Source organism: Acidovorax sp. HMWF018, from assembly GCF_003061035.1.
GTDB classification, from domain to species: domain Bacteria; phylum Pseudomonadota; class Gammaproteobacteria; order Burkholderiales; family Burkholderiaceae_C; genus Acidovorax; species Acidovorax delafieldii.
This window is the reverse complement of sequence record NZ_QAIM01000018.1, coordinates 9,396-11,949: the sequence shown is the minus strand read 5'-3', so window position 1 is coordinate 11,949 and position 2,554 is coordinate 9,396. Positions and strand designations below refer to the sequence as shown.

Sequence of the window (2,554 nt, the reverse complement as noted above, 5' to 3'; positions counted from 1 at the left end):
AGACAGGACAGTGGTGACCCCATGAGCACCGTAGTGAACGAAGCCCCGACCACCAACCCCGCCCTCTCCGCCCCCGTCGGCTGGGCCGACGAGCCTGCAGAGGCAGCCGCCAGCGGCGCCGCCCGCATGAAGATCGAGCGTGAAACCCACAAGCTGGAAAAGCGCCTGTGCCGCGAGGTCGGCAAGGCCATCGTCGACTTCAACATGATTGAAGAAGGCGACAAGGTGATGGTGTGCATGTCCGGCGGCAAGGACAGCTATGCGCTGCTCGACATCCTGCTCAAGCTCAAGGCCCGCGCGCCCATTCACTTTGACCTGGTGGCCGTGAACCTGGACCAGAAGCAGCCGGGGTTTCCTGAGCATGTGCTGCCCGAGTACCTGGCCAGCACCGGCGTGCCCTTCCACATCGAGAACGAGGACACCTACAGCATCGTCAAGAAGCTGATCCCCGAGGGCAAGACCACCTGCAGCCTGTGCAGCCGCCTGCGCCGGGGCATTCTGTACCGCGTGGCCGATGAGCTGGGCTGCACCAAGATCGCGCTAGGCCACCACCGCGACGACATCCTGCAGACGCTGCTGCTCAACATGTTCTTTGGCGGCAAGATGAAGAGCATGCCCCCCAAGCTGGTCAGCGACGATGGCAAGCATGTGGTGATCCGCCCGCTGGCCTACGTGGCCGAGAAAGACACCGCCCGCTGGGCTGCGCACCGCAACTTCCCCATCATCCCGTGTAACCTGTGCGGCAGCCAAGAGAACCTGCAGCGCAAGCAGGTGGGCGAGATGCTGCGCGAATGGGAAAAGCGCTTCCCCGGCCGCGTGGAGAACATGTTCAACGCCCTGCAGAATGTGGTGCCCTCGCACCTGCTGGATGGCAGCCTGTACGACTTCAAGAACGCCAAGGCCACCGGCATCGCCAGCGAAGACGGCGACAAGGCCTTTGACAAGGAAGAGTTTGCGGCGCCATCGCCATCGCTGCCCGGCGTGCAGGTGGTGCAACTGTCGTGAACTGCCGGGGCCAGCGGCACTCTCACGGAGATCCTTGTTTCAGGACACTCTGACCATGACACAGCGCCGATGGATTCCCGCCCTGCTCCTGGGCCTCACCGTCACCCTGCTCGCAGGCTGCAGCACCACCCGCGTGGTGGAGGGCCAGGTGCAGAGCTTCTCAACGCTGGCGGCCGTGCCCGCACCTGCCACGTACCGCATTGAGCGCCTGCCTTCGCAGCAGGCCCCTTCGTTCGACACCATCACCACACTGGCCGAACAGGCCCTGGCGCGCGCGGGCCTGCAGCGCGACGATGCTGCGCCCCGTCTGCTGGTGCAGCTGGGCGTGCAGGCCGACGCCGTGCCGCGCTATGACCCGTTCCGCCCTTACGGCCCCGGCCCCTGGGGCATGGGCGGCTGGTATGGACGGGGCTGGGGGGTGCATGGCATGTGGCGTTTTGGCGAGCCCACGCCCCTGCACCGCAGCGCGGTCAGCATCGTGATGCGCGACGCCAGCACCCAGGCCGTCGTGTACGAAACCTCAGCCGTGCACGAAGATGTGTGGGTGAGCGATCCGGCCGTCTATGGCGTGCTGTTCGACGCCGCACTCAACGGCTTTCCGAAGCCGCCCGAGGGGCCGCGGCAAGTACGCCTGCCATTGGTTCCGCCCTCACACTGATTCCCTCTACGCCCGTCTATTGCATGCACGCCACCCGCATCGTTGCCATCCGCCACGGCGAAACCGCCTGGAACGTGGACACCCGCATCCAGGGCCACCTGGACATCCCGCTCAACGACACCGGCCTGTGGCAGGCCGCCCAGGTCGCCCAGGCCCTGGTGGGCGAACCGATTGCAGCCATCTACTCCAGCGACCTGCAACGCGCGCACGCCACCGCCCAGGCCGTGGCCCACACCACAGGCGCCCCGTTGAAGACCGAGCCGGGATTGCGCGAACGCAGCTTCGGGCACTTTCAGGGCCGCACGTTTGCCGAGATCGAGGCCGAGCTGCCCGAGGACGCATTGCGCTGGCGCAAGCGCGACCCCCACTACACGCCCGAGGGCGGCGAATCCCTCGTCACCTTGCGTGACCGCATCGAACGCACCGTGACCGCGCTGGCGCAGCAGCATGTGGGCGAGCAGGTGGTGATGGTGGCGCACGGCGGCGTGCTCGATGTGCTGTACCGCCTGGCCACGCGCCAGGACATCCAGGCGCCGCGCACCTGGCAACTCTCCAACGCCGCCATCAACCGCCTGCTGTGGACGCCTGACGGCCTCACCCTCGTCGGCTGGGCGGACACCCAACACCTTGACCAGATTGTCCTGCGCGATGAAAACCACGCCTGAATTGCAATCCACCATCGGCCAGCGGGTGGACGCTATCGACACCCCCGCCCTGGTGGTGGACCTGGATGCCATGGACCGCAACATCCAGCGCATGGCCGACTTCGCGCGCAAGCACCACGTGCGCTGGCGCCCCCATGCCAAGCTGCACAAGAGCGCCGAACTCGCGCTGCTGCAGCAACGCGCTGGCGCCCAGGGCGTGTGCGTGCAGAAGGTCGCTGAGGCCGAG

The 2,554-nt window shown here is 66.6% G+C and carries 4 protein-coding genes; all 4 read left to right on the top strand.

Annotated elements, in window-relative coordinates; translation table 11 throughout:
• Positions 1–21 precede the first annotated feature (21 nt).
• Entirely contained in the window at positions 22–1,005 is a 984-nt protein-coding gene (gene ttcA, locus DBR23_RS00545) for a tRNA 2-thiocytidine(32) synthetase TtcA (RefSeq protein ID WP_199227596.1), read from the top strand.
• Positions 1,006–1,060: 55 nt separating this feature from the next.
• The gene (locus DBR23_RS00540; RefSeq protein WP_108496958.1) at positions 1,061–1,663 is read left to right on the top strand and encodes a DUF4136 domain-containing protein; all 603 of its coding nucleotides are present in this window, start codon (positions 1,061–1,063) and stop codon (positions 1,661–1,663) included.
• Positions 1,664–1,686: 23 nt separating this feature from the next.
• On the top strand, positions 1,687–2,328 hold the full coding sequence (locus tag DBR23_RS00535; protein ID WP_056059569.1) for a histidine phosphatase family protein: 642 nt from the start codon (positions 1,687–1,689) through the stop codon (positions 2,326–2,328).
• Positions 2,312–2,554, top strand: a 243-nt coding sequence (locus DBR23_RS30135) for an alanine racemase (protein ID WP_233250200.1), incomplete at its 3' end; no start/stop codon positions are given. The genes DBR23_RS00535 and DBR23_RS30135, both read left to right, overlap by 17 nt.